A 16,519-nucleotide genomic window follows, 5' to 3' on the forward strand; every position below is an offset into this window, starting at 1 on the left:
TATTAATATGAATAAGCCTGAAAATAATCAAATAGACTCCAAGTTGGCACGCTTCGAGCGTAACTTAGAACATTGGGTCAAAATTGTCGGCAATATTTTGGTGTCGGTATTTCACCATCTCGCTTTATTTGTGATTGGAATTGCTACAGTGTGGTCAGCTGCTTATGCAGCGATTGATATGGCAAAAAAATCACATGCCTCAATTGAAGATTTATTGTTACTTTTTATTTATTTGGAAATAGGCGCAATGGTGGGGATTTACTTTAAAACAAATCATATGCCAGTGCGCTTTTTAATCTACTTGGCCATTACTGCTGTAACAAGGCTAATTATTGATTTGGTTAATGTCAAGCATGAGGCAAGTATTGAGGTTGTTTTCTTGGGAGGAACCATTTTGGTACTTGCCTTGGCTAATTTAGTGGTGCGCTACGCATCCTCCTCGTTCCCTTCTAAAGTAAATATCGAGGAAGATTAATGGCGGAGTTTGCAAATCCTCTAGAACGCTGGAATTCCCGGTTTGCAACTACGGATTATTTGTTTGGAGAAGAACCAAACCAATTTTTAAAACAACAACAGTCCTATTTACAAAGTGGCAAAGTCCTGTCGATTGCAGATGGTGAGGGACGTAATAGCGTGTGGTTGGCGACTTTAGGTTTGACTGTGGATGCTTTTGATTTTTCTGAGAAAGCCTTGCAAAAAGCCTATTTATTAGCCCAAAAACACCAAGTAAGTGTTAACTTTACCTGTGCCTCATGGCAAGAGTTTTTATGGCCAGAAGAACAATATGACTATGTTGTAGGGATCTTTTTTCAGTTTGTAAACCCAGAAAAACGCTTACAACTTTTCCAGAAGATGATTAACTCTTTAAAAGTAGGAGGTTTGATCATTTTGCAAGGTTATGGCAAAGAGCAATTGCGCTTTAAAACCGGAGGACCTGGGGAGTTAGATCATTTGTACGAAGAAGAATTGCTACTCAATTTATTACCAAATTTCGAATTCCTAGTCTTAAAAACCTATGAATCGGAAATTGCCGAAGGTAGTGGGCATGCAGGAATGTCTAGTTTAGTTGGTGCTGTAGCACGAAAAATGGCCTAATTTTTGTCCAAAAACACCATTTTGTGCAAATTTTGGTGGCCTGAGATCTTATCTTGTTGAAATTAAAGCATTTCTCTGCAAAAAACTGGCTCTGATAATTTACACATCTTAAATCCTTCTTCTAAGAATGGTTTATCCTAGAGAAATCGAAATATTTGGTAATAGTAATGGTACTTTCCAAATACACAATCAAGTCGTTTAGATAAAAAATTTAGGGTGAAGAGTTTGAAAGATAAAAATCAAATGCAATTGAGTCAGCAAAACGATCAATATGACTTAATTGTGGTCGGTGCGGGTTTAGCTGGATTAACTGTAGCTCTTGAAGTTGCCTCTCACAAGAAAATCGCCATCTTAGCCAAGCGTCAATTAACCGAAGCAGCAACAGCTTGGGCACAAGGTGGAATCGTCGGTGTATTGGATAAAAAAGATAGTTTTGAGTCTCATATTGGGGATACGCTTGAGGCGGGAGCTGGGATTGTTTCAGAATCAACCGCACGCTATATCGCTGAAAATAGCTTCAACGCGATTGAATGGTTAGTTGAGCAGGGCGTTGAATTTACTACGGATCCAGAGGGTCCATTAGGCTTGCATTTAACGAGAGAGGGTGGACATACCCATCGTCGAATTGCGCATGCGGCTGATGCTACTGGTAAGGCTATCCATGACGCACTCCTTGCTAAAGTAAAAAATCATCCCAATATTGATTTGCTTGAGCACTGGATTGCACTCGATTTAATCACGAACCGACACCTAGTACAAAAACCGAATAAAGACTATAAAAAATCAATTCAAAAAGATCAGTGTTTAGGGGTTTACGCCTTAGATATTAAAGAAAACAAAGTGAAGACATTAACGGCTGATGCCGTGGTTTTAGCGACTGGTGGCGTTGGTAAAGTCTATAAATATACGACTAACCCAGATACCTCTACTGGCGACGGAATTGCCATGGCCTGGCGTGCTGGCTGTCGGGTTGGCAATATGGAGTTCATGCAATTCCATCCAACTTGTTTATACCATCCTGAAGAAAGAAGTTTTCTGATTACCGAAGCTTTAAGAGGTGAGGGCGGTCAACTTAAGTTACCTGATGGCACGAGATTTATGGCGGACCATGATGAGAGAATGGAACTTGCGCCTAGGGATATTGTGGCTCGTGCAATTGATTTTGAAATTAAAAAGCATGGTCTTGAGTATGTCTTGTTAGATGCCACCCATTTGGGAGCTGACTTTCTAAAGGAACACTTTCCAACGATTTATGCAAAGTGTTTATCGGTTGGGATCGATATTACGAAACAAGCTATTCCAGTCGTTCCTGCAGCACACTACACATGCGGTGGGGTAGTGACTGATTTAAATGGACAAACCGACTTGCCACATTTGTATTCGGTTGGAGAAGCAACTTGCACGGGATTACATGGCGCTAATCGCTTGGCTAGTAACTCTTTATTAGAGTGTGTGGTAATTGGCAAATCTACGGCCAAAAAAATCTTGGAAGAGCATCAATCTTCCATTCCCTTAGTAAAACAATGGGATGATAGTCAAGTGGAGGATGCTGACGAATTAGTGGTCATTTCACATAACTGGGATGAACTCAGATCTCTCATGTGGAACTACGTTGGCATCGTAAGAACAACACGTCGTCTTGAACGTGCCTTACACCGCATTGAATTTCTGAAGACAGAGGTTGATGAGTATTATTCGAATTTTAAAGTGAACCGTGATTTAATCGAATTGCGCAACCTGTTAGATTGCGCTGAATTAATTGTTCGCTCAGCACTTGCTAGAAAAGAAAGTCGTGGCTTACATTACAACCGCGACTACCCTGATACATTTGCAGTCTCTTACCCAACCATCCTGACCCCTGTTCGGAAGAAAGATGGTATTAAAGTTGCTGAAGAAGCATAAATAGCTTATTCAATGCGAGCAATGACTCGCATTGAATAGTCAATCGCTTCCACATTTTTGGTAAGTTTTCCGCTTGAGATCCGATCGACTCCGGTCATCGCAATTTTTCTCAGTTGCTCGATATCGACACCACCGGAAACCTCTAACAGAGCGCGTCCTTGATTGATTTCGACTGCTTGACGCATTTGCTCTAAGCTGAAATCATCAATCAAAATACTTTGTGCACCAGCAGCTAAAGCTTCTTCCATTTCTGTAATAGATTCCACTTCAACTTGAATACTTACATTTGCATTTAAACCAATTGCAGCCTTAACGGCCGCTGTAATACTACCCGCTGCCATGATATGGTTTTCTTTAATTAAAATGCCATCCCATAAGGCCATGCGGTGATTGTGTCCACCACCAATTCGAACGGCATATTTTTGGGCCTGGCGCAAACCCGGTAAGGTTTTTCTGGTATCCAACATCTTGCAACCCTTTGGATTCACTTGGATATCTGCAATCGCTTGCATATAGGAATGGGTAACGCTAGCTGTATAGGACAATGTTTGTAAGAAATTCAGAGCAGGCCGTTCCGCCGAAAGAATGGCTCTGCCATTGCTAATAATCGTGCATACAACGGCACGATCAGGCATCACATCACCCTCAGCAAAATTCCAAGTGATTTTAGCTTGTGGATCTAAACTGAGAACGCACCTATCAAACCAAGGTCGGCCACATAAAACGGCGCCATCTTGCTTCACGATGACGTGAGCTTCGACAATCTCATTGCTTGGCACCAGCATGGCTGTCCAGTCAGAGATACCAATATCTTCTAGCAAAGCATCTTTAACATTACGTTCAATCGCTTGCTCTAGTGTTTCATTGTAGGAAAACATAAATTATTCTTTTAAAAAATGGATTTAGGCAGCACCAATATTTTTAACAAAGCCATGTTGAGCTTTCGCTAATAAATCCGGATGATTTTTTGTAAAGTCCAACATCCGCTCAATACAGGCCTGTGCCTTACTACGAGTAGATTCTTCGACGCTAATTGCACCAGCACCGTTTTCTAAGCAATTTAATAAATTGGCGAGTCCATTCATCGCCATCCAAGGGCAATTTGCACAACTTTTACACGTTGCACTTTGACCAGCAGTTGGTGCTTCAATCAAGGTTTTATTGGGTGCCAACTGACGCATCCGATGCAAAATGCCCTGGTCAGTTGCCACAATATACTCAGAGGCAGTTCCTTCTACGACGGCTTTGAGCATGGCAGCTGTGGAACCAACCACATCGGCAATCGATACAACACTTGCGGGAGACTCTGGGTGCACTAAAACTTGCGCATTCGGGTAGCGTTCTTTTAATAACTGTAACTCTTCCGCTTTGAATTCATTGTGCACAATACAGTCGCCATCCCACAAAATCATGTCCGCGCCAGTTTGTTCTTGGATATATTTGCCTAAGTGTCGATCTGGCGCCCACAGTATTTTCTTGTTTTGTTTTTTAAGTTCGTAAACAATGGCTAGTGCACAAGAGCTAGTAACCATCCAGTCGGCGCGTGCTTTTACAGCAGCACTGGTATTGGCGTAAACCACCACGGTTCGGTCGGGGTGGGCATCACAAAATTGATTAAACTGTTCGCTTGGACAGCCCAAATCTAATGAACAGGTTGCATCAAGATCTGGCATCAACACCTTTTTTTGGGGAGATAAAATTTTTGAAGTCTCACCCATGAAACGAACCCCAGCCACAATCAAGGTTTGTGCAGGATGTTCCCGACCAAATTTGGCCATTTCCAGTGAGTCAGCAACACAGCCGCCTGTTTCAAGCGCTAAATCCTGAATATCAGGATCCACATAATAGTGAGCGACAATCACAGCATTTTGTGCTTTTAAAAGACGTTTAATTTTATCTTTGGTGACTGATTTTTCCGCTGCATTTAAAGGTGTTGGCGTTTTCGCCCAAGCACTTGCAATACAAGTCGGTCCATCCACGCTAGGTAGTGAAAAATCGTAGCTAATTGCTTGTGGTTCTGCTGATAAAGTCATAAGAATAAGATTTCAAAAGTGGAGCATCTATCGAAGTCTTATTTTCTCATGACTTTACAACTTAGTGGTTTTCAAAAAGGTAGTTTTGCATCTGGTTTAGCTGCCAAAATCACTTTTTTGAAATCTGCTTGAATTCTGGCAATAGCGACTTCTGAATCCGCTTCAAAGCGCATGACTACTACTGGGGTCGTGTTTGAGGGTCTTGCTAAGCCAAAACCATCTGCATATTCAACCCGGATACCATCAATGGTGTTCACGGTCAATGCATCATCAAAACTTGCATTGGCTTTGATGGTATCTAATAAGCTGAAGGGTTCGCCTTCCATGCATGGAATCTGTAACTCTGGTGTGCAAATAGCATTCGGTAAGTTATTGAGCGTGGCATTTGGATCTTGTTCTTGAGACAGAATCTCAAGAAGACGGGCACCTGTGTATAAACCATCATCAAATCCGTACCAACGATCTTTAAAGAAAATATGACCACTCATTTCACCCGCTAAAGGAGCACCAGTTTCTTTGAGTTTTGCTTTTACTAGAGAGTGACCCGTTTTCCACATCGTGGCTTTACCACCATGTTGTTCAACCCAGATACCTAAGTTACGCGTACATTTCACATCATAAATAATTTCGCCACCGGGATTTCTTGATAAAACATCTTTGGCAAACAACATCATTTGACGATCTGGGAAAATCACTGATCCATCTTTAGTAACAACGCCTAAACGGTCTGCATCCCCATCAAAGGCTAAACCAAGTTCAGCATCTGATTTGGTTAATTCCACCATCAGGTCTTGTAGGTTTTCTAAATGCGCTGGATCTGGATGATGATTTGGGAAGTTTCCATCGACTTCGCAAAATAGTTCAGTCACTTCACAGCCTAAGGCACGGAATAGTTTCCCAGCAAAAGCACCACCTACACCGTTGCCACAATCAACCACAATCTTCATTGGGCGTTTGAGCTTGACGTCGCTCGTGATTCTTGCCAAATAAGTTGGGAAAATATCAAAATCTTCCCGAGTACCATCCATCGTTGGCGCAAACTTTAGGTCGATAATGCGTTGATAGAGGGCTTTAATTTGCTCACCATAAATTGCTTGACCACCCAAAACCATTTTGAAGCCGTTGTAGTCAGGAGGATTATGGCTACCGGTAATCATGATGCCCGATTTTGCTTGGACGCCATTAATAGGCACATTTGTTCCAAAGTAAACCATCGGTGTAGCAACCACCCCTAAATCAATCACATGTAAACCAACGGACATCAGTCCTTCAGTTAATCCTAGCATTAAATCAGGACCAGATAAACGGCCATCGCGACCAACGACTACCGTCTTCTCACCCATTTCAACCATGCATGAACCAAAGGCCTGGCCAATTTGCATTGCGACATGGCGATCTAGTGTTTTATCAATGATGCCTCTGATGTCATAGGCTTTAAAAATGGATGGTGATAGTGACAGCATGATTTTCCTAAATGTATTTGAAATAAGTTATGGGAGATTAAACCACTGAATACGCGATTTGGTAATGTCATCAAAACCAGCCAGTAAATTGGTATCTTCAGGATTTGCTAAAGCTTGATCAATTGGTTTTGCTAATTTTTTACCGAGTTCAACTCCTGGTTGATCGAAGGAGTTCACTCCATAGAGAACCCCGAGACAAAATGTGCGGTGTTCATATAAGGCCATTAATGCACCTAAGTTATAGGCATCCAAACGCGCTAACCAAATGAGAGTGTTTGGTCTATTCCCAGAATAAGTGTGGTTTTGATCAGTGGGGTGCCGAAAACCTTGGGCGAGTGCTTGGGACTGGGCTAAACAATTAGCAATTAATTGACGATGATGTTCTTCAGCACAGGGTAAATTACTCAAGGGTGCCTTAATTGCGATGAAGTCAACGGGGACCACTTGAGTACCTTGATGAAGCATTTGAAAGTAGGAATGTTGCGCATTAGTACCCGCTGAACCAAACACGCTAACTGAACTCGTGGCAACAGGTTGATGATCTAGCCCAAAAGTCTTTCCATTGCTTTCCATTTCTAACTGTTGAAGCCATGTTGGGAATAGGTTCAAAGCCTGGGCATAAGGAATAATCGCTTGCGATTTGACGTCACGCTTTAATTGATTACGATACAGAGATAGCGCTAATGCTAGTGGTTGATTTTGTTCAATCGGAGCATTTAAAAAATGTTGATCCATGGCATGAGCGCCTGCCAAGAACTGTTTAAAAGTATCAAACCCAAACTTTAAGGCGATTGGCAGCCCGACAGCTGACCAGACAGAAAATCTGCCGCCCACCCAATCCCAAAAGGGCAAAATATTTTCTTCTTTGACACCAAACTGTAATGCCGCATCGGTATTGGTGGTCACTGCATACAGCAAATTGGAAAGTTGAGTTTTTGTGAGCTTGGCTTCTGTTAACCACTTCAAAACAGACTGGGCATTTTGCATGGTTTCTAGGGTTGTAAATGTTTTCGAGACAATAATCACCCTAGTACTTTGTGGTTTTGCCCGCGCAAGCGTTCTTGCTAAGTCTGCGCTATCAATATTCGACAAAAAATGAACATTTACGGAGGTCTTTGCTACAGAGTCATCAGTCCACAATGCATCACAGACCAAGCGTGGTCCAAAATCAGAACCACCGATGCCAATATGAATAATGTCAGTAATACCGACAAATTTATTACAACATTGTTCTATTTGGCGCCAAACTGTTTGAATGGCAGGCATGATATCTTCGCCATCCACTAGGACGGGATCACCTTGCAAATTACGCAGTGCAGTATGAAGTACTGCACGGTTTTCTGATTGATTGATTTTTTTGCCAGAGAAAAGGGCCTTCCTCTTTTCAGAGAAGCCTTTTTTTTCAACAATATCAAATAATTCTCGCCATTGAAAACTGTTGATGCCTTGATAAAGGGTATCAACATAAAGTGGGGATTCAGTATTGTGTGCGGTATTTGTCATGTGTACTTATTCTAGCAATCTATTGTTGCTACTCATTGAAATCTAAAGATAAAAAACTCAATAAAACAGCACAACTGTGCAAAACTTAACCAGTAATAAGAATAATACAGACTAAAAAATATTTTTACAGTTATAATACTTCACTGTAGTGCAAACCAATCATTGTTCAATACGATGTTTATCCTACGCGGGAAGCTTGGCAGAGCGGTTGAATGCATCAGTCTTGAAAACTGACGAGGATTAACGTCCTCCGTGAGTTCGAATCTCACAGCTTCCGCCATTACCTCTTATTCCAAAGAATAAAAAATCGGCTCTTCACCATCATCTGGGTGGGGGCGTTGATTGATACGTTGAGTCCATTTCATCTAAACAAAGCAATTTAACCTTATTTTCTCTATTGGTTTTGTTAGCTTTAATCATTTCACCTATAATGCTATCATTGATATCAAATTTAGGGTGAATACGATGGCATCTGTCACTGTTCGTAACTTATCTGATGAAACGCATCGTGCTTTGCGGGTCCGTGCTGCTATGCATGGTCGTAGTACGGAGGCTGAAATCAGATCAATCCTCGAAGGCGCAGTCCGCCCAGAGAGTAGAATTAAGCTAGGTAGCTTGCTGGCTGAGATTGGCCGTGAGGTTGGAGGTTTTGATATTGAGATAGAGCGTGATAAAACGCCAAGCGAACCGATGAGTTTTGAATGATCTTGCTTGATACCAATATTATTTCTGAAGCTCTTAAAACAGCCAGAGACCAAAGCGTTCTTGCTTGGTTGGATGCACAAATGATTGAAACTCTGTACCTTTCGACAATCAGTCTGGCTGAAATTCGTTTTGGTATCGCGGTTTTGCCGGATGGGAAGCGTCGTGACACGCTTCATTCTACATTCGAGCAACGAGTGTTACCTTTGTTCTCTGAGCGCATTCTGCCGTTTAATGAAGCCGCGTCTCAATTTTATGCAATCCTTCGCTCAAGGGCTCGAGCCTCTGGACTCGCTATTGCTACCGCAGATGGATATATCGCAGCTATTGCTGCGGCAAATAATTTTGCGGTTGCCACTCGCGACACATCACCTTTCGCGGCTGCTGGTCTTAAAGTCATCAATCCTTGGAAAAGTTTTGGGAATTAAATACCAACTAAAAATGGCTCATCACCATCATCGGGGGATGAGCATAATTAGAAACCTTTCCATACCAGGAGCCTAAAACGAAGAATCTTGGTCTGTAGTTTTGGAAATTCCTAAAACCAGTAGCTCTTCAAAAAATCATTTTCATTTAAAAATAGAAAAACTCTGTGATTTCGTTAGATTTTGAAAATTACCACCCTCGAACAACAATAGGTATTAACTTGAAAAGAGTACTTTTGGGGATGATTTTTTCCCCAGATTAATCAAATTAATCAATTAATTGCAATAGTACCTAAAGAAAATTACTATAAAAAATTAACACTACTTTGGTTCAAGGAATGGAGCTTTGCTAGAATACATCACAATAAAACTTATAAATTAGATGACTAAGTGGGGCATTATGGAATTATCTGTTAGCAACCTTGTATTCACATTGCTCATATTCTTTGGGGTATTTTCAGCAAGCGTATCTATTTTGCTGTTATTTGCATTCAAAAATAATGAAAAATACTCTGCAGATGCCTTTGCACTGGGTTGCTTATTAGCGGGCCTTGCAGGCTTATCCACTGCCATTCGTTTACCGCACTATGCAGATACACCCTACAGAGTGGGACTCTTTTTTACTACCTCCTCATGGGTTTGCTTTATTTATTCCTATCAAATTCTCTTAGGTAATAAAATTTCTTTTAAACGATTGGTGACAAGGTCTTTGCTGTTCGGCACCGTTTATGTGATTTTAGTAAAGGTTCTTTTTGATCAAATTGGCTTTGCTAAAGTTCAATATCTAGTTGGTTTCTGTGGAATTGTGTTTAATTTTATCCTCGCATTTCTTTCCTTTAAAACCTATCAAAAATACCAACTCAGTGTAGCCTTACCAATTTGTGCAACTCACTTAGTTAGTATCGTCCTTTATTTTTTTGTACAACCTCCAGAGGTAAATACGGTCTCGAATCTGATTTGTTATGGAGCGATTATTGGGCTGATTCTGCTACGTTATGTAGGTATGTTCAGTTTATTAGCCTCCGTTGAGTCTATTGCCAAGGGGGAATTGATGGTTGAAAATCATTTAATTCGGGCAGAGTTGGCAAGTAATAAGCTGAAGCAATCTGAAGAGCAATTTCTTGTCACACTCAATGCGCTAGCAAGTGCTCGTGACAATGAAACGGGTAACCATATTGTTCGAACCCAAAATTATGTCAAGATTATTGCTGTGCGCCTCAAAGAAAATGGTCATTACACCGATTATTTAACCGATGATTGTATCGATTTGTTATTTAAAGCGGCTCCTCTGCACGATATTGGCAAGGTGGGTATTCCTGATAGCATCCTTCTGAAAGGAGGCCCATTGAATCCAGAAGAGTGGGAAATCATGAAAACGCATGCTCTCATTGGTGAATCGGTCCTAGGGGCAGCGAATCCAGAGAATGCTAGTGAGTCTAAGGTGATTGCTAAGGCGATTAAGATTGCTGGCGGGCATCATGAAAAGTGGGATGGTACGGGCTATCCTCGAGGTTTAGCTGGAGAGGCTATTCCGCTAGAGGCAAGAATCATGGCGCTGGCTGATGTGTACGATGCACTGATCAGCGATCGCCCTTACAAAAAAGCTTGGTCACATGAAGAGGCTTATCAGTATATTCTTTCCAAGCGAAGAACCCAATTTGAACCGCTGATTGTTGACGCATTTATTGTCGAAGCAGAGGCTTTCCAACGAGTTGCCCAACAATATATGGATTAAGATAAAATTAATTGAATTAATTGTTTAAAAATAATCGAACTCCATGCACCGTTCTATGAAGCTTTTTTTAAGTTTAGGACTATTCGTATTTTCTCTGTTTATTAGCTTTAAAACCTTTGCAGGAGAGGGGTTTCGTACGCATTACTCTCCAGCGGGTGCCTTAACTGGCGAAGCAGCTGTGGTCTTAAATGATCGACCAGGTTTTTTTGGGATAATGACAGGCTCATTCATCAATACCGATCAGCTTAATGATAAGGAGGGTAATAACGCTGCTAATCAGAGTGTTTACATCAAATCTTTTCCAAGCATAGCCACTCTTTTTCAAAATGCAACGGGTTCTAACACCTTAAGTGTTGGACAAGCATTTACACAGTCCCAGAGGCAAGTCAATTTGATTGGTGGATATGTGAGTTTAGACTCGTATTGGGGCGGAAAATTGATCGGTGCGGTTAACATTCCCTATGCCAACGTGAGTCGTCAAGTAACCGCAACGGTTGATCCTAATCAAATTGCTCAGTTGCAAGCTTATGCAGTAGCCAACCCCGGTATTGCCGCCAACGTTAATAACACCATACGCGCATTAACTTCACAGGCCGCATCATTGGCTGCAAGCAAGTCTGGCAACGCTGAAGGATTGGGTGATATCCAGTTAACAGGAGCTTGGTCACACTTTAATGGCGTGAATACCAAATATGTGGCAAGCTTCAGTGTCACAACTCCAACCGGGACATTTAATGAAAATTACCCGGTCAATATCGGATTTGGATATTACACGTTCCTACCTGCGATGGCAGTGATTTACCAAGAGAAAGAATGGACGCTGGCTGGGCGGGCTTCCTATGGATATAACACTACGAACAATAGTACCAGTTATAAAAGTGGAGACTTTCTAGCCGTTGAATTATTGGGTGCGTATCGTATGGCTGCTTGGGCAAACATTGGCGTCAATGTGATTCAGTTCAATCAACTCACAGCGGATAGTTTTTCAGGTGCCGTGACTAGTATTTCAACTACCCAAAGCCCTGGTGGCTTGGCATCTCTGCTAGGGACCTCTGTACCAATTGATGATGGGCAAAAGACTACCTTTACGGCAATTTCACCGTTTGTGGTGTTTCCGTTACCCTCAGTTAACTCCCTCTTAACATTTCAATATACCTTCATGCCCGTAGCTAAGGATTCGATTCATGCTAATTTCATGCAAGCCCGTTTGACAACACGTTTCTGATGCATCTCCTGTTCAAACAAGGGATGCTTTCTGCCTGAGCCTGCCTCAAAAACTAGACTCTCGTGACAGATTTTAAATAGTCCTCATCAATCACCATTCCCCAACCAGGTTCTGTTGGCAATGTGTAAATACCATGATTAAATGGCCGTTGTGCTTGATTTGCAATCAACTGATAGAAAAATGGATCCCGCCAAGGTAGCATCACTTCACCATAGAAACCATTGGCAACCCCTGCTGACATCATGAGGCCAAATTGCGGTTCTAAATGTTGCATGACTTTGACACCAAAACAATTGGCAAGAGTTGCAACTCGGCGCCACTCTGTCGGACCACCTCCCCAGCTACCATCAAAATTACAAATATCAATCGCATTGGCTTGCATGAGGTCCCGACACCCAAAGCGGGTTAGCTCGCTTTGACCAGCAGTAATTGGCACGCCAGAGATAGAGCGCACTAAAGGCATTTCTGCTCGATCGTTATCCCATTTGCAGGGTTCTTCTAACCAATCTATGTTTAAATCTTTGGTGATTCTTGTGAATTCCAATGCCTGTGCAATGGTCCATCCTTGGTTCGCATCACAGCCCAAGATGAAGTCATCACCCGCGGCTTTGCGCACGACTTCAACTCGTTTGGCATCTTCGCTCGGTGATTTTCCGCCTAGTTTTAATTTGATGCCGTAAATCCCAAAGGCTTTTAGTTCTTCTACCTCTTGAACCAGTCCTTCTAAATCATTTTTTTCACGATAATATCCGCCTAAAGCAAATACCTTGATTTCTTTTTTTGCGCCACCCCACAGAATATTAATCGGTAAATTGACCAACTTACCGATGGCATCATGTAAGGCACTATCAATACAGGATTGAGCACGCAAGGCGATTCTACGATCCCGTAAAAAAGGTTCTGTCGCTTTTCTGGTAAGTGCCCAAATGTCCTCAAGCGAGGATACAGATTTGCCAATTAAAGCCGGCGCCATTTCTTCTTGAATCATCTGAATCACTGATGCTTGGAGAGCATCGTCATTGCCGTTAAAACATTCACCAATGATGCCTGTATCGGTATGAATCCGAGTTAATATAGTACAACGATGTGAGAGTTTGAGCGTGGAGCCAGTTGCTAAACGCTCCATCTTTACTCTGAGTGGAATCGTTTCAATTCTGATGATTTTTGCTGATACGAGGGGGTGTGGATTGCTCATGTGTTTTCCAAATACTTTATTCAGGTTGTAGCTTTAGTTTTTTAATCAGTTGTGCCCACTTTTGGCTTTCAGCTTCCATAAATTTGCTGAAATCTTCAGGTCCCTGGTAAGCTACAGTGGCACTTTCTTCCGCTAATTTTTTAATGGTTTCAGGCTTGGATAAGATGTCGGCTAAAGTGGTTGATAATTTTTGGATGACTTCTGGTGGCGTTCCAACCGGTGCCAAAATACCCCACCAATTATCGGCGTCATAACCTTTTAAACCAACTTCGCTGGCAGTGGGTACATCTGGTAACACTGCCTGACGTTTATTGCCACTGACTGCGAGTGGTCGTAATCGATCACCTTTGATTAAAGATAAGCCTTGCAAAATTGTCCCTACAGAAATTTGCGCATGACCTGCTGCAACGTCTGCTAGGGCAGCCCCTGCCCCTTTATATGGAACATGGACTAATTGCAGGTCAGCTTGACTAGCGAACATCTCAGTGACTAAATGTTGAGAACTACCAACACCTGAAGAGACGAAATTGACTTGACCAGGACGAGCTTTTGCATAAGCAATTAATTCAGGTAAGGTTTTAACAGGTAGCCCAGGATAAACGCTAATTACTTGAGGCGCTGTGCCAATCCGAGCAATTGGCGCAAAATCTTTGAGTGGGTGGTAGGGTAGTTTCTTATAAAGAGATGCGTTCGCCGTGTGCGGAGTCGAAATCAATAGCAGGGTATAGCCGTCTGGCTTTGATTTGTTAACCAAATCGGTCCCCATGGTACCGCCTGCACCACCACGATTATCAACCACAAATGGCTCACCTAAGCGCTTTGTAAGTTGATCAGCGATAAATCGGCCTACAATATCATTACTGCCACCCGTTGCAAAGGGAATCACTAAACGGACTGAGCGGTTCGGGTAACTAGGATCTGCGTGACTTGACATGGACACGAATAAAAAAAAGGATAGTACCCAATGCAAGGCATTCATTTTGAAGCTTTTTAACATGCGCTAGTCTCTGATTAATTAATTATTAGATACCTATTTTAGTCTATGGAGTTGATGAATTACCATGGTTTGAAAATTACGTATGTATTTCAATTACAGGATCACCCGATCTAAAAATGCTAAAGTATTCCCAAAGAACAACTAAAACTGAACAAAATAGTTCAAATATTAAAAATATCGGGGATTAATCATGAGGCAAGCTTTTCTAATGAAAGTGATTACTTTCATTGCATTCACAGTATTTCATTCAATGGTATTAGCGGCAGAAATAACGCTGAATTCCTATCCCTCTCGACCTGTAAAGATCATTGTGCCTTATGGCCCTGGTGGTGGGTCCGATATTATTATTCGGGCTTTGCAGAATAAACTTGCGGAAAACTTGGGGCAAGCCATCATTGTGGAAAACAAGCCCGGCGCAAGTACGATTTTAGGAACTGATTTGGTTGCTAAAAGTAATCCAGATGGTTATACAGCGCTCATTGTCGATATGGCATTTTTAGTCAATCCAAGTTTATTTACGAAGTTGCCGTATGACAGTCAAAAAGACTTTATTCCTGTCATACAGCTCGTTTCAACACCTTCCATTATGTTGGCATCCACGAAGATGCCTTTCAAAAATCTAAAGGAGTTTATCCAACAAGCCAAACTTGCTCCTGGTAAATTAAGTTACGCCTCTGCTGGTTTTGGTACGGGTGGTCATATGGCTAGTGAGATGCTCAAGGTAGTGGGTGGGATTGATTTAGTACATATCCCCTACAAAGGTGCAGGTCCTGCGATGACAGACACTTTAGGCGGCCACGTAAGTATTCTCTTCACTACCGTTGGCGCAGCAAAACCCTACGTGGAAGCTGGTCAAATACAGGGTTTGGGAATTACGAGTGATAAGCGCTCAGAGGCCTTACCTCAAGTCCCCACTTTTGCTGAATTAGGTTATCCGGAAGTCAATGCCAATATTGTTTGGGGAATATTTTTACCGGCTGGTGTTCCTAAAGAAATTGTGCAAAAACTTAACTTGGCATTTAATGCCAGTCTACAGTCGCCGGAAATGAAGCAACGCTTATCCGAGTTAGGGTTTACGCCGAATGGCGGAAGCGCACAACTTTGGACCTCTGAGGTGCAGAATTTAACGAATAATTGGTCAAAAATTGTGAAACAAGCCAACATTAAGCCAGAGCAATAGTAAGCGGAATCTTGAATTGAATGAATTTATGGTTAATTTTTTAAATAACCTAAAAAACTCAAATAAACTAGTGTAATCTTAATGAAAAAATATCTATTTGGAGATCAAAGTGGCATTACATCCTAGCAGCCTTCCCGCAGTTCTTTCACCAGTTTTGACACCAGTGCAAAGTGATGGCGAAATTTTATTAGAACTCTTTGCTAAGCAATGTGGTTGGTTGCAAAAAAGCAATGTCGGTTTAGCGGTGTTTGGCACCAACTCCGAAGGGAATTCTTTTTCTGCATCTCAAAAGATTAATGCCCTAGAATATTTGGTGAATCATGGCCTAGCAGCGAATCAAATGATGCCTGGTACGGGAGCTTGTGCAGTAGCGGATGCAGTTACCATGACCCGCGCTACTCTTGAACTGGGTTGTTCAGGGGCTTTGATGTTACCGCCTTTTTATTACAAGGATCCCGCAGAGGATGGCTTATTTGCTTACTATGCCCAAATCATTGAAAAGATTGGCAGTGACCAATTAAAAATATATGTTTACAACATTCCACCCGTTGTAAAGTTTGGCATTCCAGTCACGCTATTAGAGCGCCTCGTCGCTGCTTACCCGAATACGGTCGTGGGCATGAAGGATAGTTCCGGCGATTGGGAATATACCAAAGCTTGTTTAGATGCTTTAAGTCCCAAAGGCTTTAGAGTTTACGCTGGTAGCGAAAGTTTTTTACTGAGAACATTAAGAGCTGGTGGAGCCGGGTGCATTTCTGCCACTGCCAATGTGAATCCTGCCGCAATTGCCCATTTAGCGACCCATTGGCAAGATGACAATGCCGATGAGTTACAAGCTGGTTTAGACGTGGTGAGAACGACCTTTGCTAAATACCCGATGATTCCAGCCATGAAAGCTGCATGTGCCAGATACTCAGGTAACAATCAATGGTCTCAATTGTGCCCCCCACTCCTGACCTTACCGCAAGAGACTCAGGAAAAACTTTTTACGGATTTAGATACGATTCAATTTGCTATGCCAGGCCTTTAATTTAGATTCTTACAATTCATCATGCTTAGGAGAC

Annotated in this window: 15 protein-coding genes and 1 tRNA gene; 10 read left to right on the forward strand and 6 right to left on the reverse strand. The window is 42.0% G+C overall.

From position 1 onward, the window contains the following. The first annotated feature begins 7 nt into the window (after positions 1–7). The 3 genes from B8983_RS01535 to nadB all read left to right on the forward strand — a co-directional run bounded on the left by B8983_RS01535 (position 8) and on the right by nadB (position 2,997). Positions 8–475: a phosphate-starvation-inducible protein PsiE gene (locus tag B8983_RS01535; RefSeq protein WP_084282094.1), complete on the forward strand. Its 468-nt coding sequence runs from the start codon at positions 8–10 to the stop codon at positions 473–475. Further along, entirely contained in the window at positions 475–1,095 is a 621-nt protein-coding gene (locus B8983_RS01540; protein WP_084282095.1) for a class I SAM-dependent methyltransferase, read from the forward strand. The genes B8983_RS01535 and B8983_RS01540 overlap by 1 nt, the downstream gene beginning before the upstream one ends. A 243-nt stretch (positions 1,096–1,338) precedes the next feature. Continuing rightward, positions 1,339–2,997, forward strand: coding sequence for an L-aspartate oxidase (nadB, locus tag B8983_RS01545; RefSeq protein ID WP_084282195.1), 1,659 nt, complete (start codon positions 1,339–1,341; stop codon positions 2,995–2,997). A 5-nt stretch (positions 2,998–3,002) separates the two neighbouring features. On the opposite strand, the gene nadC is transcribed toward nadB, so the two are convergent. From nadC to pgi, 4 genes are all read right to left on the reverse strand, one after another. Next, a complete protein-coding gene (gene nadC, locus B8983_RS01550; RefSeq protein ID WP_084282096.1) occupies positions 3,003–3,875 on the reverse strand; it encodes a carboxylating nicotinate-nucleotide diphosphorylase in 873 nt (290 codons plus the stop codon). A gap of 24 nt (positions 3,876–3,899) precedes the next feature. Further along, entirely contained in the window at positions 3,900–5,030 is a 1,131-nt protein-coding gene (nadA, locus tag B8983_RS01555; protein ID WP_084282097.1) for a quinolinate synthase NadA, read from the reverse strand. Positions 5,031–5,101: 71 nt separating this feature from the next. Further along, positions 5,102–6,490: a phosphomannomutase/phosphoglucomutase gene (locus B8983_RS01560; protein WP_084282196.1), complete on the reverse strand. Its 1,389-nt coding sequence runs from the start codon at positions 6,488–6,490 to the stop codon at positions 5,102–5,104. 30 nt (positions 6,491–6,520) lie between these two features. Continuing rightward, a complete protein-coding gene (gene pgi / locus B8983_RS01565; protein WP_084282098.1) occupies positions 6,521–7,996 on the reverse strand; it encodes a glucose-6-phosphate isomerase in 1,476 nt (491 codons plus the stop codon). A gap of 190 nt (positions 7,997–8,186) precedes the next feature. Between pgi and B8983_RS01570 the strand changes: the two genes are divergently transcribed. The 5 genes from B8983_RS01570 to B8983_RS01590 all read left to right on the forward strand — a co-directional run bounded on the left by B8983_RS01570 (position 8,187) and on the right by B8983_RS01590 (position 12,083). Next, positions 8,187–8,276, forward strand: a tRNA-Ser gene (locus tag B8983_RS01570). A gap of 185 nt (positions 8,277–8,461) precedes the next feature. Further along, positions 8,462–8,701: a FitA-like ribbon-helix-helix domain-containing protein gene (locus tag B8983_RS01575; protein ID WP_084282099.1), complete on the forward strand. Its 240-nt coding sequence runs from the start codon at positions 8,462–8,464 to the stop codon at positions 8,699–8,701. Then, entirely contained in the window at positions 8,698–9,126 is a 429-nt protein-coding gene (locus tag B8983_RS01580; RefSeq protein WP_084282100.1) for a type II toxin-antitoxin system VapC family toxin, read from the forward strand. The genes B8983_RS01575 and B8983_RS01580 overlap by 4 nt, the downstream gene beginning before the upstream one ends. Positions 9,127–9,523: 397 nt before the next feature. Then, a complete protein-coding gene (locus B8983_RS01585) occupies positions 9,524–10,858 on the forward strand; it encodes an HD-GYP domain-containing protein (RefSeq protein ID WP_159460784.1) in 1,335 nt (444 codons plus the stop codon). Positions 10,859–10,913: 55 nt separating this feature from the next. After that, positions 10,914–12,083 carry a transporter gene (locus B8983_RS01590; protein ID WP_159460785.1) on the forward strand — a complete coding sequence of 390 codons (1,170 nt, stop codon included), beginning with the start codon at positions 10,914–10,916 and terminating at the stop codon, positions 12,081–12,083. Between the two features lie 52 nt (positions 12,084–12,135). Here the strand turns inward: B8983_RS01590 and B8983_RS01595 are convergent, their stop codons facing one another. Together B8983_RS01595 and B8983_RS01600 are read right to left on the reverse strand one after the other, a co-directional pair. Beyond that, entirely contained in the window at positions 12,136–13,278 is a 1,143-nt protein-coding gene (locus B8983_RS01595; protein ID WP_084282103.1) for a mandelate racemase/muconate lactonizing enzyme family protein, read from the reverse strand. Between the two features lie 16 nt (positions 13,279–13,294). Further along, positions 13,295–14,275, reverse strand: coding sequence for a tripartite tricarboxylate transporter substrate binding protein (locus tag B8983_RS01600; RefSeq protein WP_084282104.1), 981 nt, complete (start codon positions 14,273–14,275; stop codon positions 13,295–13,297). 190 nt (positions 14,276–14,465) lie between these two features. Here B8983_RS01600 and B8983_RS01605 point away from each other — a divergent pair, with 190 nt between their 5' ends. After that, positions 14,466–15,455: a tripartite tricarboxylate transporter substrate binding protein gene (locus B8983_RS01605; protein WP_084282105.1), complete on the forward strand. Its 990-nt coding sequence runs from the start codon at positions 14,466–14,468 to the stop codon at positions 15,453–15,455. A gap of 109 nt (positions 15,456–15,564) precedes the next feature. Further along, entirely contained in the window at positions 15,565–16,485 is a 921-nt protein-coding gene (locus tag B8983_RS01610; RefSeq protein ID WP_234986841.1) for a dihydrodipicolinate synthase family protein, read from the forward strand. Positions 16,486–16,519 lie beyond the last annotated feature (34 nt).

This window comes from Polynucleobacter kasalickyi (assembly GCF_900176405.1).
Lineage (GTDB): Bacteria > Pseudomonadota > Gammaproteobacteria > Burkholderiales > Burkholderiaceae > Polynucleobacter > Polynucleobacter kasalickyi.